This is a genomic window from Ruegeria sp. AL1, from assembly GCF_056540905.1.
In genome coordinates, this window is the sequence record NZ_JBQFXP010000012.1 from 122,567 (window position 1) to 145,229 (window position 22,663).

A 22,663-nucleotide genomic window follows, 5' to 3' on the forward strand; every position below is an offset into this window, starting at 1 on the left:
ACTCAGTTCAGTTTGCAAATCCCGTTATCCTCGGGATCGTCATGGATATTGCGGGGACATAGGTGATCAAGAAGATCACTATGATTTCGACCGCCAGGAACGGCAGGATCGCCTTGGCTATGGTTTCCACTTTCTCACGCGACACGGCGGCCGCCACGAACAGCACAAGCCCCATTGGTGGCGTCGCAAGGCCAACGGTCAGGTTGACGCTCATGATAATGGCGAAATGGATCGGGTCCACACCCAGGCTGGTGAAGATTGGCCCCAGGATCGGGCCCAGAATGATGATCGCGGGGCCTGCATCCAGGAACATGCCAACAACGAACAGCAGCAGGTTGATCAGGAACAGCAGGATCAGCGGGTTTTCCGACAGACCGAGGATCAGCGCAGCCAGTTGTTCCGGCGCATGGCTGAGGCTGACCACCGTCTTGAACGCCATCGCCGCCCCCACCAGCAGCAGAACCACCGCCGAGGTCAGTCCCGCATTGCTGAGAATTTCCGGGACTTCCTTGAAAGTGAGCGTCCGCAGAACGAAAAATCCGATAATGAACGCATAGGCAACGGCGACCGCGGCCGCCTCGGTCGGCGTGAAGACACCACCCAGAATACCGCCCAGAATGATGACAGGGGTCAGCAGCGGGAAGAACGCCTTGAGGCTGGCCTGACGTCGCTCGCCCCATGTGTATTTGCGGCTGGCGACAGGGAAATCGTACTTGTCGGCCATGACCTTGATCATCAGCATCAACCCGACGCCCACCATCACGCCGGGCACGATGCCGGCAAGGAACAGGGCCGCCACGCTTTCGCCCATGACATAGGCATAGATGATCATGATGCCCGAGGGCGGAATGATCGGCCCGATTACCGAACTGGCCGCGGTGATCGCGGCGGCGAATTTGCGGGTATAGCCCTGTTTCTCCATCGCCGGGATCAGCATCGACCCCAGCGCCGAGGTATCCGCCACCGCCGAACCCGAAAGCCCCGCGAACAGGATGGAGCTCAGCACGTTCACATGCGCAAGGCCGCCCCGCAGGTGGCCCATCAGGGCCTGGCTGAACTCGACCAATCGAATGGTGATGCCGCCGCGGTTCATCAACTCTCCGGCCAGCATAAAGAAGGGGATTGCCATCAGCGGAAAGCTGTCCATGCCGTTATAGACATTGCGATAGAGCAGCGTGATGTCGTTGGTCTGGCCGTTCAGCCACAGCAGAATACCGGGCGCCGCCAGCAAGGCGAAAAAGACCGGCAGGCCGATCATCAGGAAAACTAGGAAAGTTGGCAGGAACCAGATCAGCATTTATTCAGCCCCCACCGGTGCATCCGCGATTTCAGGCAGCAGATCGCCACCGCCCATCAGGGTCACGATGGACCGCAGGATCAATTCGACATTGACCGAAATCAGCAGGACAACGCCGACAAGCAAAGACGCCATCATCCAACTGCGCGGGATGCGAAACCATTCGTCGAAACCAAATGAGGTCGGCAGATACAGCGCGGCGGTCGCGAATTTTCCGCCAAAGCCGGTCACTTCGGACCAGCCGATATTCACCGCAACCAGCAAAACCGCCAGCGAAACGAATAGCAGGAACAGCATCAGCACCTGCCCGATTGCCTTCGGCAACATCATCGGCACCATGTCGATGGCCACAAACCCGCCACGGCGAAACGCGGTCGGGGCCATAAGACCCGTCATCCACAACATGCAGAAGCGGGCCGCCTCATCGGGCCAGGGTAAAGCGTTGCCCAAAACATATCGAAAGAACACCTGAATCAGGATTGCGATCACCATCAATGCAATCGCAACGACGCCAACCGCGCGGCCAAAACGCAGCACGGTTTCGTTCACGAATGCAATCGGCGCTAACGCCGACGCCAGTCCGCCCATGCGGATCCTCCCTTGTTCAGCCGCGGGTTTGGCCTGCGGTCGTCAAATCACGCTTAGGGCTGCGCGAATTGGCCGAGTTTACCGGCGTAAAAAGTCAGCGCGTCTCCGTCCCACATGCTGGCCTTCAGAACTTTACCCACGACGATAACGTGATCGCCCGCGTTGTGATACGCATGTTGTTCGCATTCAAACCGCGCAAGGCAGTCCGGCAGCAGCGGCGTGCCATTCACACAGCGCTCATGCTCGATCTCGCGCAAGGCATGAGCATTTTTCGAGCAGCCAAAACACAGCTCGGCCTGTTCGGCTGACAGGACATGCACGCTGAAATGGCTGGCTTTGTGGAAATACGGGAACCGGCGCGAGTTGCGATCACCGGCCCACATCACCAAAGGCGGGTCCAGCGACAGGGATGAGAAACTGTTGGCCGTGATGCAGATCGGCCCGTCTTCGCTGTCGCAGGTGACGATGGTAACACCGGTGGCAAAGCGGCCAAAGGCGTCGCGCAAACGACGCGTGTCATCCTTGTGCGGGACGAATGTGTGCGGTGTCATCTTTGAAATAGCATTCATCATGGTACCTCTTGTCCCAGCGCCGCCTCATAAAGGCGGAACCAGCTTTCGCGATCCAGATTGACTTTGAGCGCATCGGAAATGCGTTTGATCCGGTCCAGATTATTGGTGCCCAGAACCGGCAGGATGCCAGCCGGGTGTGCCATCAGAAACGCAATGGCGACAGCGGCGCGGTCAACGCCGAAGTCCGCCGCAATCTCATCCGCCACGACACCGACTGGCGGGTTTCCCGCCATCAGCACGCCGCCACCCAGCGGCGACCACGCCATAACCGGATGTCCGTGCCGCTGGTGAAAGGCCAGATCGCCATTGGTGAACGGGCTGATCTGTCCCAGCGACACTTCGATCTGGTTTGTCACCAGCCGGGTTTTCATGCCCGATTGCAGCAATTCCCAATCCCAGGGGCGGAAATTCGACACGCCCACCGCGCGGACCTTGCCACTGGCCACAACATCATCCAGCGCAGCACCGGTTTCGTTATGGTCCATGAATGGATCAGGGCGGTGCAGCAGCAGCAGATCGATATGGTCGATCGCCATTTCGGTCAGCGATGTCTCGACCGAGTTCAGGATATGCGCGCGTGACGTGTCATAATATTTGACCCTGGCATGCGCATAGCGACCGCAGGGCGCGACGATATCGCATTTGGTCACGATCTCCATTTTCGTGCGCAGTGCAGGGTTGGCCCGAAGGGCAGCGCCCAGAACAGCCTCGGCGTTGTAATCACCGTAGATATCCGCTTGATCGAAGGTTGTGATGCCCTGATCCAGACAGGCGTGAATCTTGGCTTCGACATGTGCAGCCGACGTATCGTGGTCATCGCCCAAGCGCCACATGCCATAGACAAGGCGGCTCAGGTCCAGAGTGTCGGAAAGCGCTACACGTTGCATCAGCGGCGCATCCCGTAGCCCAACGGTGTCGCCGGCACGTCAGCGGGGACTCGCCCGTAAGCCTGTGGCAGGGAACATGTTTTCAGGTTCGGCAGCACGCGCGCGCCGAAATGGCGGGCCTCATCGACATGCGGATAGCCCGAGAAGATGAAAGCGCGAATGCCCATCTTCTGGTATTCTTCAATCTTGCTCATGACCTGATCCGTGGAGCCGACGAGGGCTGCACCGCATCCTGACCGCGCCCGCCCGACACCGGTCCAAAGCCCGGGTTCGACATAGCCATACTCATCCGCCAGATCCCGGTTCTTGGACTGGTGCGCCACACCCAGCGAGGTGGCATCCAAAGCCCGCTCGCGAATGGCGCGGCCATATTCGTCGTCCAGTTTCGATACGATATAGTCCGCATATTCCTGCGCCTCGGCCTCGGTATCGCGGACGATCATGTGGACACGCAGGCCGTAATCCAGCGTGCGGTTGTAATTCTCGGCAACCGCATGGACCGCTTTCATCCGCTCGGCCAGTTGATCCTTGGTCTCGGGCCACATCAGATAGACGTCACAATGCTCGCCGCACAGCTCCAGTGCGGACGGGGAATAGCCTCCGAAATACAACAAGGGACCGCCAGTTTGATAAGGTTTGGCAGGATCTGTCGTTAGACCCGAGAAATTGTAGACCTCACCGAAATGATTGATCTCGTCCTGCGTCCATGCCTGTTTCAGAATCTCGACCACTTCGCGTGACCGCTGGTAACGATAGGCGCTTTCGGCTTTTTCGCCCGGGAAATCCGACGAAATGATATTCACCGTCAGCCTTCCTTTCAGCATGTGATCCAACGTCGCGATGGTGCGCGCCAGCATGATCGGCTGCATCTCGCCACAGCGCACGGCGGCCAAAAGGTTGATTTTGTCGGTGATCGGCGCACAGCCTGCCACAAAGCTCAGCGTGTCCTGGCCAACCTGATAAGAAGACGGGCAAAGAATATTGCGAAAGCCCTGCGCCTCGGCCTCCTTCACGATGCCAGAACAATGGTCCCAGCTTGACCGCAGATCGCCATCGGGCACGCCCAGAAACTGATAATCGTCCGAACACAGCGCCGCGAACCAGGACACTTCCGCCGCATCCAGATCGGGCGATGTGATGGGGACGATGGCCATTTGATTCGTTCTCCGTGCATCTTTTGACTTTCCTCTTGCGTAGCAAGCACATTGATGTAGATCAATAGTGTATCAATTATTTCTGCGACTCAGTGAAGCGCGCTCTGATGGCAACAACCCACCGCAATCCCAACGCCTTGCCGATCTATGTTCAGATCGCGGAACTGCTGATCCGCGACATCGCTGCCGGGCGTCTGATCGATGGCGAGCGTTTGCCACCGGAAAGGGACATGGCGGCCAACCTGAATGTCTCGGTCGGAACCTTGCGAAAATCGCTGGCCGAGCTTGAGAAAAAAGGGATGCTGGAGCGCATTCAGGGCTCGGGAAACTACATTCGCGAGACCGGAACCCAGAACAGCGTCTATGCCATGTTTCGGCTGGAGCTGCCCGAAGGCGGGGGCCTGCCCCGCGCGGATATCCTGTCGGTCGACCAGTTGGGAAAGCCCGCTGACCTGCCGCAATTTGGAGCGACACATCGCGGATCACGGGTGCGCCGCATGCGCTATCTGAATGACACAATCATCGCGGTCGAGGAAATCTGGCTGGACGAATCGGCGGGGCAGATCAACCGGGCGCTGCTGTCCGACTCGCTGTACCGTTATTACCAGCAACAACTGGGCTTCTGGATTACGCGGGCCGAAGACAGGGTTTCGGTTGCCCGTCTGCCCGACTGGACCCCACCTGGCTTTACCAAACAGGCCGGTGAAACAGCCGGATTTATTGAACGGTTCAGCTGGTCGGAAAGGCCAGAGCCCGTCGAATTCTCAAGAACCTGGTTCGATCCGGATCGGGCCACCTACGTCCAACGTCTGAAGTAAAAGGAAACGCGCATGACCCGGACCATCAACTACGGGCTGATCGGATGCGGCATGATGGGGCAAGAGCACCTGCACAACATCGCCTTGCTGGAAGGAACCCATGTCGCAGCCATTGTCGAGCCAGATCCGGGTATGGCCGAAAAGGCCGCGCAGATTGCCCCGGATGCATTGATCGTTCCTGACATTCAGGCGCTGCTGCGAGTTGAGGACCTGGATTGCATCGTCATTGCCAGCCCGAACCATCTGCATGTCCGCCAGGTGACGGAAATCGCAGCCACCCGCCCCTTGCCCTTGCTGGTCGAAAAACCGCTCTTCACCGATGCGGCTGACGCGGATCGCCTGGCGGAATTGGACAAGACATACCCTCACCCGATCTGGGTTGCGATGGAATACCGCTATATGCCGCCCATTGCTGCGCTGATCGCCGAGGCACAAGACACGACCGGCGGCATCAAGATGCTGTCCATCCGCGAACATCGTTTTCCATTTCTTGAAAAGGTCGGCAACTGGAACCGGTTCAGCCGCAACACCGGCGGAACATTTGTCGAAAAGTGCTGCCATTTCTTCGATCTCATGCGTCTCATCCTGAATTCTGATCCGGTGCGGATCACCGCGATCGGCGATCAGTCGGTTAACCATCTGGACGAGACCTATGACGGAGAGACCCCCGACATTCTGGACAACGGCTATGTCATCGCCGAGTTCGCCTCGGGCGCGCGCGCCATGCTGGAGCTTTGCATGTTCGCCGAGGGCGCACGGTATCAGGAAGAACTCAGCGCGATCGGACCCGATGCCAAGGTCGAAGCACTGATCCCCGGCCCCGGTCGGTTCTGGCCCGAACATCTGGGCACGCCCCCTGTGCCGCAACTGATCATCAGCCCGCGCGACCCCAAGGGCCCTGTGACCCGCGACATCCCTGTCGACCCCAAATTGTTGGCGGCCGGCGATCACAATGGCTCGACCTATTTCCAGCATCAGGGTTTTCTGGATCTGGTGCGCGGTGAACGCTCCACCCCTGACGTGTCTCTAAGCGATGGGATATGGGCCGTCAGAATGGGACTGGCCGCGCAAGAGTCACTGCGACTTGGTCAAACGGTTGATCTTGGATGATGGGTGAACAGGCGATATGTCGCTTCAATCGCCTGCTCACAACTGGTTCCACGGATTAGCCTCGGAAATCGGGCGTCGTCTGCGCGCCCTTTATCTTACGGAGAATTTCCCAAATCACATTCGGGCGGCAAAGAGGTCGGCCCTCCTTTGCGCGAAGAGCCGAGTGTTTCTTGGCAATGCCTAGGGAACGGACTTCTTGACAGCCAAGGCAGATCTTCGCAGCAGCTGGCCAAGATTCTGATTTCAAATGATTTTACCAAGTGGCGGACCGAGGAGGATTCGAACCCCCGACCCCTTGATTCGTAGTCAAGTACTCTATCCAGCTGAGCTATCGGTCCGCGTTGGTGAGGCGCTATGTAGACCCGGGGCCGGGTGCGTGCAAGCGGATTCTGCAAAAATAATTCAAAAAGTCCCGTCGCCTCTGGGAAGCCTTATTTCAAAGGTCGTACCCTTAGGGCCCGTGTCTTTCAGCAGCAGATCGCCGCCATGACCGCGCACCAGTTCCTGAGAAATCGCAAGGCCGAGGCCCGAGCCGCCTTTGCGGACACCGCCTTGAAACGGGGTAAACAGATTCTCGCGGGCCTTAGGAGGCAGGCCGGGGCCGGTGTCGCTGATCTCGATGCGCCAATCCGCCTCGTGCTCGGCGGCCGAAACCGTGATCCTGCCCGGTTTGCCTGCGGCCACCAGCGCTTGTCGGGCATTGCGTACAAGGTTCATGATCACACGGAACAGTTGCTCGGGGTCGGCGCGGGCAACCAGATCTTCGGGCACGTCATTGATCAGCTCGACGCAAGCGTCGGCAACCGCGAGCTGCTCGCTGGCAACCACGTCTGATGCGACGTCGCGAACCGGAACCATCGTCAGGGTCGGCGCGGGTTCTTCGGCCCGCCCAAAAGCCAAAGTGCTTTCGCAAAGGGACACCGCGCGGGTGATCGAGTTGACCAGCTTTGGCGCCATACGGTTCACCAACGGGTCATTGCTGGCCTCAATCCGGTCCGTGAACAGCTGGGCCGAAGTCAGAATGTTACGCAGATCGTGGCTGACCTTGGCCACGGCCCCTCCCAACTGTGCCAAGCGCTCGCGTTGTTTCAAGGCCTGCGTCAGATCGGTCTGCAAGGTCTGCAGCGCCTCTTCGGCCTCGCGCAGTTCGGTCACTTTGGAATTGGGCGAGATGATGCCGCGGGCATCCTCGGGCGCGCTGGCATAGCGCTGCATATAGCCGACCACGCCCTTGATCGGCTTCACCAGAACGACCCGTACAGCCAGGAACAGGAAGAACGCGGTGATGATCGAAATGACAAAAGACAAAAACAGAATGCGCAGCCCGTAATCGGTCATCGCCGAGCGCAACGGATCACTGTCGGTCGTCACCTCGATCAACAAACCGGCCTCTTTCACCGGGGCACCGATGACGCGAATGATTTCATTTCCCGGCGTAAACAGACGAATCGTGGCGTCCCGGATCAGCACCCAGGGACTGGCATCCCGCAGGTCATAGGTTTTGGTGATCTGGTCGGGAATAGCCGAGGACAGCATCAGCTGACGCACCTCATCCCGGCGCAGAACCACATTGTAGACACCCGCATTGGCCAGCAATTCAGCCTCAAGATCATCGGCCAGCATGTCATCGGCCAGCAAAGCCAACGAGGCGATTTGCGCCCGTTCCAGCCTGTTCAGCAGGAAATCTTCGCGAAAGCGTGCAATCGACGGCACAAAGATCAAAACCTCGGCCAACATGACGAAGACCGTGGTCAGGATCAGAAATCGGCCCGAAAGCGAGTTCACTTTGCGCTCCTCCTCAGGTCAGGGCATCCAGCGCTGGACCAACCCGACCACTCGTTTAACTGTTTGATTCTCAAACAGCCTTGGCGAGAAATAGGCACCCGCCACACGTTTGTTAAGCTCTCCGATCGTCGGATAGGGCGAAACCATTGCGGCGATCTGACCCATCTTCAGGTTATTGGCCAACGCCAGCGACCACAAGTTGATCAGTTCGCCCGCCTGGTGACCTACGATTGTAGCCCCGACAGGGCGGCCTTTTACGACCATGACCTTAATGAAGCCTTGCGTCTTACGCTCGGAAATTGCGCGATCATTGTGGTGATACTCAAACCGCGCGACTTCGACCCTGTCGCCATGCTGAGCACGCGCCTGCGCCTCGGTCAGTCCCACTTGCGCCAATTCGGGGTCGGTATAGGTCGCCCAGGGGATATGTGCAGTTTTGGCCTTGGACTGCAAGCCGAACAGGGCAGACCGGATGATGATCCCCGCGTGGTATCCGGCCACATGGGTGAATTGCAGCCCTCCGGCAACATCGCCGATGGCATAGACTTTGCGGTTTGTCGTCCGCAACGTGTCATCAACCTTGATACCGGTTCGCGTCGGCTCGATCCCGGCGGCCTCGAGGTTGAGCCGGTCGGTATTCGCCTTGCGCCCTGCTGCCAGCAGAAGATGCGACCCACAGTAAATCTGCCCCGTTTCCGTAACGACGTCGATCTTGCCGTCCGACCCGCGAATCTGGGCGACCATGGCCTGTTCGTGAATCTCGACCCCTTCGGCGCGAAGGGTATCCAAAACGATTGCGGCGGCTTCGGGATCGTCTTTGCCCAGCGCCTGCAGACCTTCGATGACAGTGACCTTGCAGCCCAGCCGAATATGCGCCTGCGCCATTTCCATGCCAATCGGGCCACCACCGATGATCACCAGATGGTCGGGTTTGTCGCGCAGGTCAAAAATCGTCTCGTTTGTATAATACGGCACCTGATCCAGACCGGGGATCGGTGGAACCAGCGGCGACGAACCGGTTGCGATCACGAGACGGCGCGCGGTGATCAGAGTGTCACCCGCCTGCACCTGCGTCGGAGAGACAAAGCTGCCGTATTCACGGATCACCTTGACGCCGAACCCTTCGAACCGTTCCTGACTGTCCATCGGTTCGATCTGCGCGATGACTTCATGCACATGGTCCTTGGCGGCAGCGTAGTCCACCTGAGGCATCACGTCCGCAATCCCCAGCGCCGAGGCGTGGGCCTGACCATAAGCCGCCTTGCCGCTGGCGATCAGCGCCTTGGACGGCACGCACCCGAAGTTCAGGCAATCGCCGCCCATCTTGTGGCCTTCCAGCAGGATCACCTTTGCGCCCATCTGGCTGGCACCCGCCGCAACGGACAGCCCCCCTGACCCGGCGCCAATCACCAGGATATCGGTCTTGAGTTCTTGCATGAGGTCAGCCGTCCTTTCGGCCACGCAGAGTTTTGATCACAATGGGCAACGCGGCCAGCACACACAAGCCGATGATTGGCCCGATGACAAACGGCTCCCACAGGAGAGAGACATCCGGCGTCTCACCTCGGTCGAAAACGCCGCCCAGACCAACACCGATCCAGGTATAGACGATGCCGCCGGGGATAATGCCCAGCGCGGTCGTGATCAGAAAGTTGCGGAACCTTACACCCACAAGCGCAGGCACAAGATTTGCAACAAAGAACGGAACCACCGGAACAAGTCGCAACAGAAAGAGCACCGAGATCTCGTTCTCGCGCAGCCCGTCCTTGAGCTTTTTGACGGTGCCCTCCGAAGATTCGAGCCGCGCGGTTAGGGATTCGCCCAATCCCCAGCGCGCCGCCAGAAAGATAGCCGATGCTCCAATGGTGGCGGCAAAGACGTTGAACACAGTTCCGGCGAACAACCCGAACAAGAACCCGCCGGTCATCGAGGCCACGGCTGCGCCAGGCAGCGAAAACGCAACGATCACGATATAGATCGCGACAAAGGCACCGACCATCGCCCAATAATTTGCGTCCCGCCATGCCAAAAGCGCTTCGCGGTTGTCCCGCAGCGTCTCAAATGTCAGGTAGTCGCCCAGTGTAAAAAATCCCAGCACGGCAACCGCAAGGATCACCATCAAAGGAATATGACGCGCAAGTCCGTTGCGCGGGGCCTGAGTTGCATCGCTCATGGGGCTGTCCGGTTTTGTGCGTTTCATCTGCACCCAACATGCGATGTCTGGCGGCGCGGCAACAGGGACCTCACGCCGCGTTGATGTTTACGGCAGGGAATGTGAGTGTCGGGGCCAGCAAAACGCTCATTTTGAAACTTTTTGACCTACGCGGTTACAGAATTGTTGCAAAAGCGGGCAAAACCCCCACCTAGGGGTTTGACTTACCCCCCGCCACCCAGTAGAGGACGGGCTTCGAACACTCGGGCCAGGCGAATCCGCGCCGCACCCCACCGCTATTGAATGGAGACGGAGCGATGAAACGCACCTATCAGCCTTCGAACCTGGTTCGCAAACGCCGCCACGGTTTCCGCGCGCGCATGGCTACCAAAGCCGGCCGCAAAATCCTGAACGCGCGCCGCGCACGTGGCCGCAAATCGCTGAGCGCGTAAACCGCTCGACTTTTCAGGTTATGAACATGACGCCGCCGGAGGCCCCTGAGGATGGTACGAACCACCCCGGGGACACGCCCCCGGCGGCGTCCGTTTGTGCGCCTGTCTCTCTGACCGTTCTGAAAAAACGCGCCGATTTCCTGAAGGCCGCCCGCGCCCGCAGGCATGGCACCGCGTCGATGATGGTGCAAGCCCGCAAACGCGCCTTGGGCGAGGCCGAGGGTATGCGCGTCGGTTTCACATGTTCAAAGAAGGTCGGCAATGCCGTGGCCCGCAACCGGGCCAAGCGCCGTCTGCGCGAAGCGGCCCGTGCGGTGTTGCCCGCGCAAGGCCGCGACGGTTGGGACTATGTGCTGATCGGGCGCGCCGACGTGACCGCAGATCGCCACTTCCCTGCCTTAATGGACGACCTGAGATACGCCCTGCGCAAACTGCACGGGGACAAGGGATGAGCGTTCTGGCGAAGCTTATCGCCCTGCCCATTCGTGCCTATCGCTTGATCCTCAGCCCATGGGTGGGATTCAACTGCCGCTATCAGCCCACCTGCTCGGCCTTTGCGCTGGAAGCGCTGGAAAAACACGGCGCGATCAAGGGGGCGTGGCTGGCCATCCGCCGTATTGGCCGGTGTCATCCATGGGGCGGCACCGGTTATGATCCGGTGCCGGACAGCCACAAGGACTGAGGCGCATCAAACCAGTGCCAGATTTCCACGGTCCGTGCGCGACCGCGTCGGAATGACCTCACGATCCAGATTGCCCATAAACGTGTGATACAGGTCTTCGTAGAACCGCGGCGCATCGAAATACCAACTGTGCGAGGCGGATTTCCCATCGGGATAGCTGTCTTTGGTCTTCTTGTAGAAATCCCCGCAATACAGGTTCACCGCCTTATCCGCCCGATCCTCGGGCAGCCCGACCCGACCGGCCCGGCGCGAGACCCCGATGCGTTTGATTTCCGAGACCGACAGAGCCTCGTCAAACGGGCTGTAATAGCAGGTCAACCGGGTGCTGCGGCGTAACAAGGATGAGGTCTTGGGGTTCCCCTCGCGGAAGGATTTCGACGACACATCCGCCGCCACAAAGGCAACCTGGCTGGTGGTCCAACTGGTCTGCGCCGTGGCATGGTCGTCATCGGCATAATCCATCGCCTCACGCACCAGATAGGTGCCCATGGAATGCGCCAGAACGTGAATATTGTACCGACAATCCGCCGTCTGCATCCGCGACAACCGATTGATGCCGTGCACAAACAGCTTGTCCGCCGACCGCCGCGCATCGGCCCGGTCCGAGTTGTAGCCCAAAACGGACCCGTCGCTGGGCCAATCATAGCTGATAACAACGCCTTTGAACCCGTGGGCCTCAAGCCCTTTGCGGATTTTGCGATGACGTTCCAGCATCTCGAACTGCTCGGTATTGAACCCGTGCACAAAAACAACGATGTGGCCTTTGTTCTCATCGGTTGCCCCGGCGGCAGCCTGAACATCGCGCAACCAGTCAGACACCCTGACCTCGTGTTTGCGCATGGGCTGTTTTGCGGTGCCGGGGATCGCCAGATACCGGGCGGCCCCCAGTTTATTAGTGTAGTGATCGCCACTGCGGGCGCGGACGGAAAAGAAATAGTCCATGAATTCGCTCCTGCTTGAAATGCCGCTGTCCTAGCACATCCGGCGGACTTTCCCAAACACGCAGCGTTGCACCTTGCCCGGACGCAAGGCCCGGTGTACGCACAGCCCCATGTTTGATGAAGCCGACGATATCCATCCGCTCTTTGCGGGCGCCCCTTCGACCACCGAGTTCAAGAAGCTGCGCAAACGCATTGTGCGCCAGACCCGCGAAGCCATCGAACAATACGGGATGGTCGATCCGTCTGCCCATGACAAAGACGCCAAGCCGCCGCGGTGGCTGGTTTGTCTGTCCGGGGGCAAGGACAGCTATACTCTGCTGGCTGTGTTGTATGAGTTGAAATGGCGTGGGCTGCTGCCCGTCGATCTGCTGGCCTGCAATCTGGACCAGGGTCAGCCCGGGTTTCCCGCAACCGTGCTGCCGGAATTTCTGGAACGCATGCAGGTCCCGCATCGCATTGAATATCAGGACACCTATTCGATCGTTGTCGACAAGGTTCCGCAAGGCCGGACCTATTGCGCGCTCTGTTCGCGCTTGCGTCGGGGCAATTTGTACCGGATTGCCCGCGAAGAGGGCTGCAGCGCCGTGGTTCTGGGCCATCATCGTGATGACATTCTGGAAACCTTCTTCATGAACCTCTTCCACGGGGGTCGGCTGGCAACCATGCCACCAAAACTGGTGAATGAAGAAGGCGATCTGTTCGTATTCCGCCCGCTGGCGCATGTGGCCGAGGCCGATTGCGAGAAATTCGCCAAGGCGATGAATTATCCGATCATTCCCTGCGATCTGTGCGGCAGCCAGGATGGCTTGCAGCGGCAACAGGTCAAGCAAATCCTTGACCAGTGGGAAAAGAACGCGCCCGGGCGGCGACAGGTGATGTTCCGGGCCCTGACCAACGCCCGGCCCTCGCATCTGCTTGACCCGAAACTATTCGATTTTGCCAACCTGGCGATAAGTCCGAGTCAAATAGACGAAAATTCGGAAGAAATCCCCCGGCTGCGTTAACGACTGACTCAGAATGCTGACCTACGGTTGACCCGAGCGATCCCCGCCCAAGTCAAAGGCCGTCGGAACCCATGCGGAAACCAATCTCTGTCGCAGGTATTGTGAACACATCGCGCGTCGTCCTGTCAGGACCGCAGGCCTTGGCATTTGTGCCTGCGATCTGTCTGGGCGCCTTTTGGCTGGGGGGCGAGGTCGCGTTGTTGGGCACGGCATTGGGATTGCCACTGGCGGCAGCGATCACGGGCCTTTGGGCCGGGCGATCATATACCGCCACAAGTTCAGGCATTGGGCCCAGTGGACAGGTCCCCAACGACGTGTTCGAAGCCGAATTGCAGGGTCTGCAAACCGCGGCGCAGCATAAGGGCGAAGACGCCGCCTGTGTTGCCGTAGCGCTGGATGATTACGCGGAAGTTATGGACCTTCATGGCCACGCCGCCGCCAATCATCTGACAGTGCAATTCGGCGAGCGCATTCTTTCGATCATCCGCAGCCAGGACCTGTTTACCCAGATCGGACGGAACAAATTCCTGATCGGCCTGGCCCCGTCGCCCAATCTGGACCTTGAGGCCTGTATCCAGATGGCTGGCCGCATCCACAGCGTAATTGAAGAGCCTGTCATGGTGAACGGCACCAGTGTCTACCTCACGTGCTGCGTCGGGTTTTGTCAAAAGTCGCTCTTGCCTGACACCGAGGCTGCAGAATGGATTGATGCGGCAACAGCGGCTTTGTGCGAAGCGCAACGAAGCGGGCCCTCCACCATTCGCGCGTATTCCTCTGACACACGGCGCAGATCAATGGTGCGCGTCAACCTGCGCAAGGAATTTGAAACCGCACTGGACAACGGCCAGATCCGGCCTTGGTTTCAACCCCAAATCTCGACCGATACTGGCGACATCACCGGTTTCGAAGCATTGGCCCGGTGGGAACATCCGACCAAGGGTGTGCTTGCGCCCGGTGTGTTTCTTCCCTTTGCTGAACAGGCGGAATTGATGGACCGGCTGGGTCAGGCCATGCGTCACCACGCGTTCGAGGCAATGTGCGCCTGGGAGGCCGCCGGGCAACGCGTGCCTCGGATTGGCGTGAACTTTTCGTCCAACGAATTGCGAAATCCCGGCCTGATCGACCGGCTGAAATGGGAACTGGATCAATTCGATCTGACCCCGGACAGGTTGGCGGTTGAAATCCTCGAGACGGTATTCTCGCGCGGGCCCGAGGATGTCATAACGCGAAACGTCACGGGCTTGGCCAGTTTGGGCAGTTGTATTGATCTGGATGATTTTGGCACCGGACATGCTTCGATTGCTTCCATCAAGCGTTTCAACGTGTCTCGCCTGAAGATCGATCGTACATTTGTTGCTAAATCGGATCAGGACCCCGGCCAGCAGCAACTGGTCAGCGCTATTCTGACTATGGCGGAAAGACTGAATCTGGAAACTCTGGCCGAAGGGGTGGAATCCCCGGGCGAGCATGCATTGATGGCGCAATTGGGGTGTAACCACGTCCAGGGCTTCGGCATCGGCAAACCCATGCCATTTGACAAAACGCAGGACTGGATCTCCGCGCATCGCAACAATATCAAGAACGCGCCGAAAATCGGGCGAAAAACCGGATAAATACACTAAATCCGCCATTCGATCATCATGTCCTGGTCAAATCGAAGGCGAATCCACTTGACCTTTCGGGCTGCACTCTGTTGAACCCACCGGGTGTGTTTCCCTGCTCAAGGTGGCTGTCCCAGATGGACGATCAGAACAAGAACCTCATCCTCGCAACCGTGCTCAGTTTTCTGGTGATCCTCGTATGGTTCGTTTTGTTCCCACCGCCAGAGCAAACCCCTGTGCCGGATCAGGCAGAAATCAGTGCAGCAGAAGGCGAAGCGCTGCAAACCCCCAGCGCGGCTGATACCGGTTCGGTCGGCGAAGCAACCGTCGCCGCGGAAGAGGTTGAGGCCGAAGCGCAGGCACCGCGTGTGCAGATTGACACGCCGCGCCTGTCGGGCAGCCTGTCGCTGTCTGGTGGCCGGATCGATGAGCTGTTTCTGAAGGACTACAAAACCTCGATTGCCGAAGGCGCACCCGTCGTGGAATTGCTGTCGCCGGTCGGCTCTGAATCCGCCTATTATGCCCTATACGGCTGGGCTCCGGGTGCGGGCCTGGTTGGTGAGGACGTGCCCGGCCCCAATACAATCTGGTCGCTCGAACAAGGCGAAGCTTTGGGTGTGGATACACCGGTCACGCTGGCATGGGATAATGGCAAGGGCCTGACCTTCCGCCGCACGATCGAGGTCGACGCCGACTATATGTTCACCGTCACGCAATCGGTTGAAAACGCAACGGGGTCCGAAGTTGCCATGGCACCTTACGGCATCCTTGCCCGGCACGGGGTCGGAGAAGATGGCGACCTGCCCGGTCTGAAGAATTTTTTTATCCTGCACGAGGGCGTCATCGGCATGTCCGATGGCACTTTGACCGAGGTCGACTATGGTGATGTTCGCGATTTCGATATCGACCCCAACGAGCGGGCGCAGGCAGAAGTGTATCAGGTCAAGCAAGATGGCTGGATCGGCTTCACAGACCACTATTGGATGACCACGTTGATTCCCGAACCCGGATCGGCGTTCAAGGCTGCCGCCAAATATGACTCGCGCCGGAAAATCTACCAGACTGAGACGGTTCTGCCGACGTTGACCGTCGCGCCGGGCGCCACCGAGCAGGTCACCACACGCCTGTTCGCCGGCGCCAAAGAATGGGAGGCCATTCGCGAATATCAGGCAGACGGCGTTCAGAAATTCATCGACAGCATCGATTGGGGCTGGTTTTTCTTCCTGACCAAACCGATCTTTTGGCTGTTGCATAACATCAATGTCCTGATCGGCAACATGGGCTGGTCGATCATCGGCCTGACCCTGATCATCAAGGCGATCCTGTTCCCGCTGGCGTTCAAATCCTACGTCTCGATGGCGAAGATGAAGGAACTTCAGCCGCAGATGGAAGCCCTGAAAGAGGCCGCTGGCGACGACCGCCAGAAGATGCAGCAGGGGATGATGGAACTGTACAAGAAAGAAAAGGTGAACCCGGCCGCAGGCTGTTTGCCGATCTTGATGCAGATCCCGATCTTCTTCTCACTGTACAAGGTGATTTTCGTCACCATCGAACTGCGTCAGGCCCCGTGGTTCGGTCCGTTCCAGGACCTCAGCGCGCCTGACCCGACGTCGATCATGAACTTCTTTGGCCTGCTACCCTGGGCCGGTCCGCAGCCCGAAACCTTCCTCGCGCTGATTTTCCTGGGCATTCTGCCAATCCTGTTGGGCATCTCGATGTGGTTGCAGCAAAAACTGAACCCGGCACCAACCGATCCGACGCAGGCGATGATTTTCGCGTGGATGCCGTGGGTCTTCATGTTCATGCTGGGCAGCTTTGCCAGCGGGCTGGTGGTCTACTGGATTGCGAACAACACGATCACCTTCACGCAGCAATATCTGATCATGCGCAGCCAGGGATATACGCCGGATGTGTTTGGCAACATCAAATCCGGCTTCAAGAAAACACCAAAGACAGACGGCAAATGAGCGGCGCAGTCACCAGCCTGTGGCGGCACCCGATCAAAAGTCACGGGCGCGAAAGCCTTGATCACGTTACCATGACCCCCGGGCAGACCATGCCCGGGGATCGTGTTTGGGCCGTTGCGCATGAGGCATCCAAGGCAGATGGATCAGAATGGGTGCCCTGCCCCAATTTCAGTCGGGGCGCGAAGGCCCCTCAGTTGATGGCAATCTCGGCAGAGCTACAAGGCGACAGCGTCACACTGCACCATCCCAACCGACCCGATCTGAGTTTCCAGCCTGATACCCAGCAGGATGCGTTTCTGGACTGGGTCCAACCCTTGATGCCCGCTGACCGCGCGGCCTCGGCCCGCATTATCCGCGTCCCCGGGCGCGGCATGACGGACAGCGATTTTCCGTCGATCAGCCTGTGCAACATGGCCTCGCACCGGGCGGTTGAGCAAAAGCTGGGGCGCGACCTGTCCATCGCCCGCTGGCGCGGCAACATCTGGTTCGATGGCCTGCCTTTGTGGGAAGAGTTCGACTGGCTGGACCGCGATATCCGCATCGGCGAAGCCGTGTTCCACGTCCGTGAGCGTATCACACGTTGTCTTGCGACGACTGCCAGCCCCGAAACGGGCGAGCGTGACGCGGATACTTTGGGCGCGCTCAATAGCTGGAGCCATCAGGATTTTGGTGTCTATGCCGAAGTGCTGGAAGGCGGAACCGTACGAACTGGTGACAAGGTGCAGGTACTATGACCACGCTGCCCTTCCCCTTGGCCGAAGACCCCGACGCGCTGGCCAAAGAAACCGGGCGAAAGCTGTTTGCGGGTGAATCCGAGTTCGTCAAAGGCGTCGTGGCCATGGATGGTCTGCCCGCCCCGGATCGGCTGGAAGTCTGCTTTGCAGGCCGGTCAAACGTGGGCAAATCCAGCCTGATCAATGCGCTGACCGGCACCAGGGGGCTGGCGCGCGCCTCGAACACGCCAGGCCGCACGCAAGAGATCAACTTTTTCACCCAGGGACCCGAGCTCTATCTGGTCGACCTGCCCGGCTATGGCTATGCGAACGCGCCGGTCAAGGTCGTGGAAAAGTGGCAGCGCCTGCTGAAACAGTATCTGAGCGGCCGTCAGACCCTGCGCCGCGCCTTCGTCCTGATCGATGCGCGCCATGGGGTAAAGCCGGTCGATGCCGAGATCATGAAGCTGCTGGACACCAGCGCCGTGACCTTTCAGGTCGTGCTGACCAAGGCCGACAAGGTCAAGGCCAAGGATCGCGACAAGGTGCTGGATCAGGTGCGCGGGGCACTGTCGAAACACCCCGCGGCCTTCCCCGAGATCGTGCTGACATCCTCCGAAAAAGGGGATGGCATTCCAACCCTGCGCGCGATCATCGCGCATCTGGAGTAACCTGGCCCTTGGCAGCACCGCTCAAAGGCCCTAACACGGTGGGCCAGAGGGACTTAGCCATGAAGACACGAGACATGAACCGGGACTGGATCGCCACCGCAGCCACACTCAACAGCGCGTTGCCTTATCTGCAGCGCTACGATGGCGCGATTGTCGTCATCAAGCTGGGCGGGCACGCCATGGGCAGCGACGAAGCGATGGAGAGCTTTGCCCGCGACGTGGTGCTGATGCGTCAGGTGGGGGTGAACCCGGTGGTGGTTCATGGCGGGGGTCCGATGATCAACGCGATGTTGGACAAGCTGGATATCCAGTCCGAATTTGTGGGCGGAAAGCGCGTGACCGACAAAGCCACCGTTGAAGTGGTCGAGATGGTCCTGTCCGGCCTTGTGAACAAGCGCATCGTGCAGGCGATCAACGGTCAGGGTGGGTCTGCTGTAGGACTGTCGGGCAAGGATGCGAACCTGATGATCTGCGACCAGACCGATCCGTCGCTGGGGTTTGTGGGCTCTCCGTCGCAGATGAACCCCAAGGTGCTGCATGACTTGTTCTCGCACGACGTGATCCCGGTGATCGCGCCCTTGGGTGCTGGCCGGGATGGAGAGACGTTCAACGTCAATGGCGACACGGCTGCGGGGGCGATTGCCTCGGCATTGAAGGCGGATCGCCTGCTGCTGCTGACCGATGTGTCGGGTGTCAAGAATGCTGCAGGGGAAGTGGTGACCGAGCTGAAAGCCGGGCAAATCCGCGAGATGACGCTGGAAGGCACCATCGCGGGTGGCATGATCCCCAAGACGGAAACCGCGCTGGATGCCCTGCACAGCGGTGTGAGAGCGGTTGTGATCCTCGATGGGCGTGCGCCTAATGCCGTGCTGCTGGAATTGTTTACCGAGCACGGTGCGGGTTCGCTGATCCGACCCGACTGACTGGCGCGGAGGGCGTGGCATGGATCAAACGAACACCCCAGCAAACCCAAGCCCCGAATTCGCTCGCGTTGAACAAGCGGCTCAGTCTGTCGGCCTGATCGTTATGGGGGCTGTGCATCCCCGAACGACCGAAACCAGGCAGTTGGATAGCGGCACCCTGATCCTGCTGGGCACCGCTGGCGCATTCTGGCCAGTGCTGAAAGCCGCACCGGAATGGGGTGGGCCTGATCCGGTGGACCGATGGTCGACCCGCGTGATTGAACAGATGGCGCTAGAGCTGGGCGCGCAGGCGCATTTCCCCTTTGGCGGGCCGCCCTATGCGCCCTTCATCGACTGGGCGCTGAAATCCGGGCGGGCGTTCAGCAGCCCCGTGGGCGCGCTGGTGCATGATACCGTGGGGATGCTGATTTCCTATCGTGGCGCGCTGCACTTCACCGAAGAATTCGCAGTGCCCGAGGCCACAGCCGCATCGCCCTGCACCACCTGCCCGGCCCCCTGTACCGCGGCCTGTCCGGTCGGTGCCCTCAATACGCACAGTTTTTATGATGTGGCCGCCTGCCACGGTCATCTCGATACGGATGAGGGGCAAACCTGCATGACCGGCGGCTGTCTGGCGCGTTTGGCCTGCCCTCTCAGCATCGGGGCCCAACGTGACCCGGATCAATCCGCCCACCATATGAGGGCCTTCCACCCGTCATGACCCGCACTCTGATCCTGACCCGCCACGCGAAATCCAGTTGGGATGATCCCGCACTTGCAGATCATGATCGGCCGCTGACCAAGCGTGGGCGCAAATCGGCCACCGCAATCGGGGCGTGGCTGCGTGAACATGACTGGCTGCCGGATGAGGTGCAAAGCTCGACATCTGCGCGCACGCGCGAGACATGGGATCGAATGGGGTTACAGGCCGAAAAGGTCTCGTTTCACCCAAGCCTGTACCATGCGAGTGCTCAGGCCATGCTGACGCAGCTGAGGCAGGCCACCGGGCAGACTGTTCTGATGCTGGGGCACAACCCCGGCATTGCCGATTTTGCCGAACGCCTGGTGCGGCAGGCCCCGGACCATGACCGGTTCTTTGACTACCCGACCTGCGCGACCACGGTGATCCAGTTCGACATCACGGATTGGGCGGGCTTGGAATGGCGCAGCGGTGAGGTTCAGGGCTTCGCTATTCCACGCGAGTTACTGGAATAGAAAAAGGCGAGAAAACTCCCGCCCCTTCCATGCCAATGTCAGTCCGGTTCAGTGCCCCAGAATCTGGCTGAGGAACAGTTTGGTGCGCTCGCTTTGCGGGTTGTTGAAGAACTCTTCGGGTTCGTTCTGTTCCACGATCTGACCGGCATCCATAAAGATCACGCGGTTGGCGACCTGACGGGCAAAGCCCATCTCGTGCGTCACGCACAGCATGGTCATGCCTTCCTCGGCCAGTTCGATCATGGTGTCGAGCACCTCTTTGATCATCTCGGGGTCCAGAGCCGAGGTCGGTTCATCGAATAACATGATCCGCGGCATCATGCAGAGCGAGCGGGCAATCGCCACACGCTGCTGCTGACCACCCGAAAGCTGGCCGGGATATTTCAGCGCCTGATCCGGGATTTTCACCTTTTCAAGAAAATGCATCGCGCGCTCTTCGGCCTCTTTCTTGGGCGTCTTGCGCACCCAGATCGGGGCCAGCGTGCAGTTTTCCAGAATGGTCAGATGCGGGAACAGGTTGAAGTGCTGGAACACCATGCCAACCTCGGAGCGGATCTTGTCGATGTTCTTGAGGTCATTCGACAACTCGGTCCCGTCCACCACGATCGTGCCCTGCTGGTGTTCTTCCAGCGCATTCAGGCAGCGGATCAGGGTGGACTTGCCCGATCCTGAGGGCCCCGCGATCACGATCCGCTCGCCTTGATTGACGGTGAGATTGATGTCACGCAGCACGTGGAAAGATCCGTACCACTTGTTCATGCCGTTGATTTCGATGGCGACCTCGTCGCTCACCTGCATCTTCGAGCGGTCGATATCGCGTTCTACTGCAAGTTCAGACATATGTTGAACTCCTTAATGGTGATCCGTGGCAAGACGACGCTCGAGCCACTGGGAATATTGAGAAATGCCGTAACAGACGACGAAGAACAGAAGCGCGGCAAAGCCCAAAAGCTCCCAATAGACGCCGTTCCATTCGGTTGACGCCAGGATGGGGCCCCGGATCATGCCCACCAGATCGAACATCGAGATGACCGAAACCAGTGTGGTGTCCTTGAACAGGCCCACGGCCACGTTCACGATACCCGGGATCGAGATCTTCAGAGCCTGCGGCAGGATGATCAGACGCATCGCCTGCGGGTAATCCAGGCCCAGACTATCTGCTGCCTCGTACTGTCCACGTGGAAGCGCTGCCAGACCGCCGCGGATCACCTCGGCGATATAGGCGGCCGAGAACATGGTGATCATGATCACAACGCGCAGGAACAGATCGACCGTGCTGTCGGGCGGGAAGAAGTACGACAACATCACCGAAGCCACGAACAGCAGCGTGATCAGAGGCACGCCACGGATGAATTCGATGAAGATGACACAAACCCATTTGATCAGCGGCATGTTCGACTGACGGCCCAGCGCCAATGCAATGCCTAACGGCACAGACAGTGACACGCAGGTCAGCCCCAGCATCATGTTGAGCATGAAGCCCCCCAGATCGCGGCTGGGAACAGCGGAAAGCCATGCGCTTTCGGACGCATTCTCGGGGATCAAGGCACCGCCAAGCTTCCAGACAACCAGCGCAACGATGATGGCCCCAAAGAACCCGGCAGCAAAACTGTTCTTGCCGAATTTCTGGAAAACAGCACCGGCTGCAACACAGCCAAGCAACGCAACGATGGGCACAAAGATCGTGCCGCCCCAAATCAGCCAGAAGGCGACAAAGGGATAGAGTGCTGTAAAAATCAGCAGTTTGCGCGGCAGGTCAAAGAACAGGACCGGTGCAATCGCAACAAGCATCAGCACAAAGGCCAGATTGGGGCGCCAATAGGCATCGACCGGGTATTTGAACCCATAGATCAGCTGCGGCCAGCGTTCCGTTAGAACCGCGAAACACGCGCCGGTCTTGCCCGCGAGAATCTCACGGCATTCCGCCAGAGAGTTCGCATTCCAAACCCCATTCAGAATCCACGGTAAGGTGTTCTTCAGAATGAGGTAGATCAGCACCAGCGAGGCAAGGGTCAGGATCGTGTTTGTCACGCCCGAGAACAGGTTCTCGCGCAGCCATTTGACGATACCCGTTTCATTTGCAGGTGGCGGAGACGGCGGGATGGTGCCATCGGCCACGAATGCGATCGGATTGGTTGTTTGATCAGCCATG

At 59.2% G+C, this 22,663-nt stretch carries 24 protein-coding genes and 1 tRNA gene; 13 read left to right on the plus strand and 12 right to left on the minus strand.

The annotated features are described in order from the left end of the window. Window positions 1-7: 7 nt before the first annotated feature. The 5 genes from ACRZ9X_RS18670 to ACRZ9X_RS18690 are packed head-to-tail and all read right to left on the minus strand — an operon-like array spanning window position 8 to window position 4,498. Window positions 8-1,297: a TRAP transporter large permease gene (locus ACRZ9X_RS18670; RefSeq protein WP_480521605.1), complete on the minus strand. Its 1,290-nt coding sequence runs from the start codon at window positions 1,295-1,297 to the stop codon at window positions 8-10. Next, entirely contained in the window at window positions 1,298-1,885 is a 588-nt protein-coding gene (locus ACRZ9X_RS18675) for a TRAP transporter small permease (RefSeq protein ID WP_480521606.1), read from the minus strand. Window positions 1,886-1,938: 53 nt separating this feature from the next. Next, window positions 1,939-2,454 carry a flavin reductase family protein gene (locus tag ACRZ9X_RS18680; RefSeq protein WP_480521651.1) on the minus strand — a complete coding sequence of 172 codons (516 nt, stop codon included), beginning with the start codon at window positions 2,452-2,454 and terminating at the stop codon, window positions 1,939-1,941. Then, window positions 2,454-3,344, minus strand: coding sequence for an aldo/keto reductase (locus ACRZ9X_RS18685; RefSeq protein WP_480521607.1), 891 nt, complete (start codon window positions 3,342-3,344; stop codon window positions 2,454-2,456). The genes ACRZ9X_RS18680 and ACRZ9X_RS18685 overlap by 1 nt, the downstream gene beginning before the upstream one ends. Continuing rightward, complete coding sequence (locus tag ACRZ9X_RS18690; RefSeq protein ID WP_480521608.1) at window positions 3,344-4,498, minus strand: LLM class flavin-dependent oxidoreductase; 1,155 nt, start codon at window positions 4,496-4,498, stop codon at window positions 3,344-3,346. The genes ACRZ9X_RS18685 and ACRZ9X_RS18690 overlap by 1 nt, the downstream gene beginning before the upstream one ends. Window positions 4,499-4,605: 107 nt before the next feature. Here ACRZ9X_RS18690 and ACRZ9X_RS18695 point away from each other — a divergent pair, with 107 nt between their 5' ends. Beyond that, window positions 4,606-5,316 (plus strand): GntR family transcriptional regulator, encoded by a 711-nt coding sequence (locus ACRZ9X_RS18695; RefSeq protein WP_480521609.1) that lies wholly within the window; start codon window positions 4,606-4,608, stop codon window positions 5,314-5,316. A gap of 12 nt (window positions 5,317-5,328) precedes the next feature. After that, window positions 5,329-6,426: a Gfo/Idh/MocA family protein gene (locus ACRZ9X_RS18700; RefSeq protein ID WP_480521610.1), complete on the plus strand. Its 1,098-nt coding sequence runs from the start codon at window positions 5,329-5,331 to the stop codon at window positions 6,424-6,426. 261 nt (window positions 6,427-6,687) lie between these two features. Here the strand turns inward: ACRZ9X_RS18700 and ACRZ9X_RS18705 are convergent. The 4 genes from ACRZ9X_RS18705 to ACRZ9X_RS18720 form a co-directional block, all read right to left on the minus strand. Next, window positions 6,688-6,764: transfer RNA gene (locus ACRZ9X_RS18705), tRNA-Arg, on the minus strand. 64 nt (window positions 6,765-6,828) lie between these two features. Next, a complete protein-coding gene (locus tag ACRZ9X_RS18710; RefSeq protein WP_480521611.1) occupies window positions 6,829-8,211 on the minus strand; it encodes a sensor histidine kinase in 1,383 nt (460 codons plus the stop codon). Between the two features lie 18 nt (window positions 8,212-8,229). Beyond that, window positions 8,230-9,648, minus strand: coding sequence for a dihydrolipoyl dehydrogenase family protein (locus ACRZ9X_RS18715; protein WP_480521612.1), 1,419 nt, complete (start codon window positions 9,646-9,648; stop codon window positions 8,230-8,232). A 4-nt stretch (window positions 9,649-9,652) separates the two neighbouring features. After that, a complete protein-coding gene (locus ACRZ9X_RS18720) occupies window positions 9,653-10,384 on the minus strand; it encodes a TVP38/TMEM64 family protein (RefSeq protein WP_480521613.1) in 732 nt (243 codons plus the stop codon). A 296-nt stretch (window positions 10,385-10,680) separates the two neighbouring features. Here ACRZ9X_RS18720 and rpmH point away from each other — a divergent pair, with 296 nt between their 5' ends. From rpmH to yidD, 3 genes are read left to right on the plus strand one after another with little or no spacing between them, the layout of a single operon-like run. Continuing rightward, window positions 10,681-10,815 carry a 50S ribosomal protein L34 gene (gene rpmH / locus ACRZ9X_RS18725; RefSeq protein WP_005980833.1) on the plus strand — a complete coding sequence of 45 codons (135 nt, stop codon included), beginning with the start codon at window positions 10,681-10,683 and terminating at the stop codon, window positions 10,813-10,815. Between the two features lie 26 nt (window positions 10,816-10,841). Next, on the plus strand, window positions 10,842-11,267 hold the full coding sequence (gene rnpA, locus ACRZ9X_RS18730; RefSeq protein WP_480521614.1) for a ribonuclease P protein component: 426 nt from the start codon (window positions 10,842-10,844) through the stop codon (window positions 11,265-11,267). Continuing rightward, complete coding sequence (yidD, locus tag ACRZ9X_RS18735) at window positions 11,264-11,497, plus strand: membrane protein insertion efficiency factor YidD (protein WP_480521615.1); 234 nt, start codon at window positions 11,264-11,266, stop codon at window positions 11,495-11,497. Before rnpA ends, yidD begins: the two co-directional genes overlap by 4 nt. Window positions 11,498-11,503: 6 nt before the next feature. On the opposite strand, the gene ACRZ9X_RS18740 is transcribed toward yidD, so the two are convergent. Further along, on the minus strand, window positions 11,504-12,439 hold the full coding sequence (locus tag ACRZ9X_RS18740; RefSeq protein WP_480521616.1) for an alpha/beta fold hydrolase: 936 nt from the start codon (window positions 12,437-12,439) through the stop codon (window positions 11,504-11,506). 109 nt (window positions 12,440-12,548) lie between these two features. Between ACRZ9X_RS18740 and ttcA the strand changes: the two genes are divergently transcribed. From ttcA to ACRZ9X_RS18780, 8 genes are all read left to right on the plus strand, one after another. After that, a complete protein-coding gene (gene ttcA / locus ACRZ9X_RS18745) occupies window positions 12,549-13,442 on the plus strand; it encodes a tRNA 2-thiocytidine(32) synthetase TtcA (protein WP_480521617.1) in 894 nt (297 codons plus the stop codon). Window positions 13,443-13,513: 71 nt separating this feature from the next. Continuing rightward, on the plus strand, window positions 13,514-15,055 hold the full coding sequence (locus ACRZ9X_RS18750; RefSeq protein ID WP_480521618.1) for a putative bifunctional diguanylate cyclase/phosphodiesterase: 1,542 nt from the start codon (window positions 13,514-13,516) through the stop codon (window positions 15,053-15,055). A 125-nt stretch (window positions 15,056-15,180) separates the two neighbouring features. Continuing rightward, complete coding sequence (yidC, locus tag ACRZ9X_RS18755; protein ID WP_480521619.1) at window positions 15,181-17,010, plus strand: membrane protein insertase YidC; 1,830 nt, start codon at window positions 15,181-15,183, stop codon at window positions 17,008-17,010. After that, the gene (locus ACRZ9X_RS18760) at window positions 17,007-17,744 is read left to right on the plus strand and encodes an MOSC domain-containing protein (protein ID WP_480521620.1); all 738 of its coding nucleotides are present in this window, start codon (window positions 17,007-17,009) and stop codon (window positions 17,742-17,744) included. The genes yidC and ACRZ9X_RS18760 overlap by 4 nt, the downstream gene beginning before the upstream one ends. Further along, window positions 17,741-18,394: a ribosome biogenesis GTP-binding protein YihA/YsxC gene (yihA, locus tag ACRZ9X_RS18765; protein WP_480521621.1), complete on the plus strand. Its 654-nt coding sequence runs from the start codon at window positions 17,741-17,743 to the stop codon at window positions 18,392-18,394. Before ACRZ9X_RS18760 ends, yihA begins: the two co-directional genes overlap by 4 nt. Window positions 18,395-18,453: 59 nt before the next feature. Further along, entirely contained in the window at window positions 18,454-19,317 is an 864-nt protein-coding gene (gene argB, locus ACRZ9X_RS18770; RefSeq protein ID WP_480521622.1) for an acetylglutamate kinase, read from the plus strand. A 19-nt stretch (window positions 19,318-19,336) separates the two neighbouring features. Then, window positions 19,337-20,017 (plus strand): ferredoxin, encoded by a 681-nt coding sequence (locus ACRZ9X_RS18775; protein ID WP_480521623.1) that lies wholly within the window; start codon window positions 19,337-19,339, stop codon window positions 20,015-20,017. Then, complete coding sequence (locus tag ACRZ9X_RS18780; RefSeq protein ID WP_480521624.1) at window positions 20,014-20,511, plus strand: SixA phosphatase family protein; 498 nt, start codon at window positions 20,014-20,016, stop codon at window positions 20,509-20,511. Before ACRZ9X_RS18775 ends, ACRZ9X_RS18780 begins: the two co-directional genes overlap by 4 nt. 48 nt (window positions 20,512-20,559) lie before the next feature. On the opposite strand, the gene ACRZ9X_RS18785 is transcribed toward ACRZ9X_RS18780, so the two are convergent. Then, complete coding sequence (locus ACRZ9X_RS18785) at window positions 20,560-21,351, minus strand: amino acid ABC transporter ATP-binding protein (RefSeq protein ID WP_480521625.1); 792 nt, start codon at window positions 21,349-21,351, stop codon at window positions 20,560-20,562. A gap of 12 nt (window positions 21,352-21,363) precedes the next feature. Beyond that, window positions 21,364-22,662: an amino acid ABC transporter permease gene (locus tag ACRZ9X_RS18790; RefSeq protein ID WP_480521626.1), complete on the minus strand. Its 1,299-nt coding sequence runs from the start codon at window positions 22,660-22,662 to the stop codon at window positions 21,364-21,366. Between the last annotated feature and the right edge of the window lies 1 nt (window position 22,663).

Excerpts from the sequence above, each read along its gene's own strand:
- ACRZ9X_RS18670 (WP_480521605.1), bottom strand. The coding sequence starts at position 1,297 with ATGCTGATCTGGTTCCTGCCAACTTTCCTAGTTTTCCTGATGATCGGC.
- ACRZ9X_RS18675 (WP_480521606.1), bottom strand. The coding sequence starts at position 1,885 with ATGGGCGGACTGGCGTCGGCGTTAGCGCCGATTGCATTCGTGAACGAA.
- ACRZ9X_RS18680 (WP_480521651.1), bottom strand. The coding sequence starts at position 2,454 with ATGAATGCTATTTCAAAGATGACACCGCACACATTCGTCCCGCACAAG.
- ACRZ9X_RS18685 (WP_480521607.1), bottom strand. The coding sequence starts at position 3,344 with ATGCAACGTGTAGCGCTTTCCGACACTCTGGACCTGAGCCGCCTTGTC.
- ACRZ9X_RS18690 (WP_480521608.1), bottom strand. The coding sequence starts at position 4,498 with ATGGCCATCGTCCCCATCACATCGCCCGATCTGGATGCGGCGGAAGTG.
- ACRZ9X_RS18695 (WP_480521609.1), top strand. The coding sequence starts at position 4,606 with ATGGCAACAACCCACCGCAATCCCAACGCCTTGCCGATCTATGTTCAG.
- ACRZ9X_RS18700 (WP_480521610.1), top strand. The coding sequence starts at position 5,329 with ATGACCCGGACCATCAACTACGGGCTGATCGGATGCGGCATGATGGGG.
- ACRZ9X_RS18715 (WP_480521612.1), bottom strand. The coding sequence starts at position 9,648 with ATGCAAGAACTCAAGACCGATATCCTGGTGATTGGCGCCGGGTCAGGG.
- ACRZ9X_RS18720 (WP_480521613.1), bottom strand. The coding sequence starts at position 10,384 with ATGAGCGATGCAACTCAGGCCCCGCGCAACGGACTTGCGCGTCATATT.
- rpmH (WP_005980833.1), top strand. The coding sequence starts at position 10,681 with ATGAAACGCACCTATCAGCCTTCGAACCTGGTTCGCAAACGCCGCCAC.
- rnpA (WP_480521614.1), top strand. The coding sequence starts at position 10,842 with ATGACGCCGCCGGAGGCCCCTGAGGATGGTACGAACCACCCCGGGGAC.
- yidD (WP_480521615.1), top strand. The coding sequence starts at position 11,264 with ATGAGCGTTCTGGCGAAGCTTATCGCCCTGCCCATTCGTGCCTATCGC.
- ACRZ9X_RS18740 (WP_480521616.1), bottom strand. The coding sequence starts at position 12,439 with ATGGACTATTTCTTTTCCGTCCGCGCCCGCAGTGGCGATCACTACACT.
- ttcA (WP_480521617.1), top strand. The coding sequence starts at position 12,549 with ATGTTTGATGAAGCCGACGATATCCATCCGCTCTTTGCGGGCGCCCCT.
- ACRZ9X_RS18750 (WP_480521618.1), top strand. The coding sequence starts at position 13,514 with ATGCGGAAACCAATCTCTGTCGCAGGTATTGTGAACACATCGCGCGTC.
- yidC (WP_480521619.1), top strand. The coding sequence starts at position 15,181 with ATGGACGATCAGAACAAGAACCTCATCCTCGCAACCGTGCTCAGTTTT.
- ACRZ9X_RS18760 (WP_480521620.1), top strand. The coding sequence starts at position 17,007 with ATGAGCGGCGCAGTCACCAGCCTGTGGCGGCACCCGATCAAAAGTCAC.
- yihA (WP_480521621.1), top strand. The coding sequence starts at position 17,741 with ATGACCACGCTGCCCTTCCCCTTGGCCGAAGACCCCGACGCGCTGGCC.
- argB (WP_480521622.1), top strand. The coding sequence starts at position 18,454 with ATGAAGACACGAGACATGAACCGGGACTGGATCGCCACCGCAGCCACA.
- ACRZ9X_RS18775 (WP_480521623.1), top strand. The coding sequence starts at position 19,337 with ATGGATCAAACGAACACCCCAGCAAACCCAAGCCCCGAATTCGCTCGC.
- ACRZ9X_RS18780 (WP_480521624.1), top strand. The coding sequence starts at position 20,014 with ATGACCCGCACTCTGATCCTGACCCGCCACGCGAAATCCAGTTGGGAT.
- ACRZ9X_RS18785 (WP_480521625.1), bottom strand. The coding sequence starts at position 21,351 with ATGTCTGAACTTGCAGTAGAACGCGATATCGACCGCTCGAAGATGCAG.
- ACRZ9X_RS18790 (WP_480521626.1), bottom strand. The coding sequence starts at position 22,662 with ATGGCTGATCAAACAACCAATCCGATCGCATTCGTGGCCGATGGCACC.